The organism is Geomonas sp., from assembly GCF_056994735.1.
In genome coordinates this window covers 1-1099 of record NZ_JBXKJL010000192.1, presented here as the reverse complement: position 1 = coordinate 1099, position 1099 = coordinate 1, and the positions used below count along the sequence as shown (strand labels likewise).

At 61.3% G+C, this 1099-nt stretch carries 1 protein-coding gene; it reads left to right on the top strand.

Annotation, left to right across the window (positions count from 1 at the left end):
* A partial coding sequence (locus AC11W3_RS08625) for a transposase (RefSeq protein WP_484092837.1) occupies positions 1–668 on the top strand: 668 nt, incomplete at its 5' end.
* Positions 669–1099: the final 431 nt, after the last annotated feature.

Below are 1099 nucleotides of genomic sequence, written 5' to 3'. Positions count from 1 at the left end.
GCCGGCTTGAGCAACTCATCGCCACCGGCCGTCTCAAAAGCCGCGACAAGATCCTGGAGCGTGTGGGGCGGCTGACCGGCCGCTATCCCAAGGCCCGACCGTTCGTGACGATCACGGTCAGTAAAGCAAAACGTGCTCAACTGAGCTGGACGTGGAACGTGGCCAAGTTCAAGGCGGCCTTGTCCCGCGACGGGGCCTATCTGCTTCGGAGCAACCAATCGGGCTGGTCGGCCGAGCCGCTCTGGGACACCTATATGCAATTGACGGTTGTGGAGCACGCGTTCCGGGTGCTCAAAAGCGAATTGCTCCTTCGCCCTGTCTGGCATCACTATAGCGGGCGGACTCAGGCCCACGTGATGGTCTGCGTCCTGGCCTACGCCCTTTGGAAGACCTTGGATCACCTGTCGAAGCAGACAGGGTTGGAAACGGAGATCCGCAAACCTGATCGGCTCCGGCCCAACGCGTCACCCAAGCCCCGGCCCATGACGCCGGAGGTCATCCTCCGGACGTTGGGCAGCCTCCAAATCGGCGACATCCTGCTGGAGACGACCGACGGCCGGACGCTGGCCCTACGCCGGGTCGCCCGCCCAGGCGCTGAGCAAGCCAAGATCCTGACGGCCTTGAAGCTCAACCTCCCCGAGCGGCTGACTCCCGATCGCGAAATGTAGTGAAGACCTGGACCTCTCCCGTCTCGATTTCCCTGGGAAATCGAATTGTTCACACCACCCGTTGCGCAACCTAGGCTAAGAGGACGAAGTGACCGGGAGAAGCTTTGTGCTGGATGGCTCGAAGGCTCTGCACGTGGCCGTGACGCAGGCCCGGGGCCAGAACGCGGTGATCCGGCAGTGCTAGGTGCACCAGAAGCGGAGCATCAAGGCACACGTCCCCGAGAAACACTGGCCCGAGCTGGAGCGGCTTTCAAGGCTTTGGAGGCCTGGATCCGAGGACAGAGGCTGGAATCGAACGCGACGTGGTGTGAGAATGGGTCGGAGGAACCGCCCCCCTTCTCAACCATGGAAGGGATATGTTCACATTTATGATTGGGATCATGCTTGGTCAAGGGTCGGTTCTACAGTGGCAGAAGTTTGCGAGGGTATCT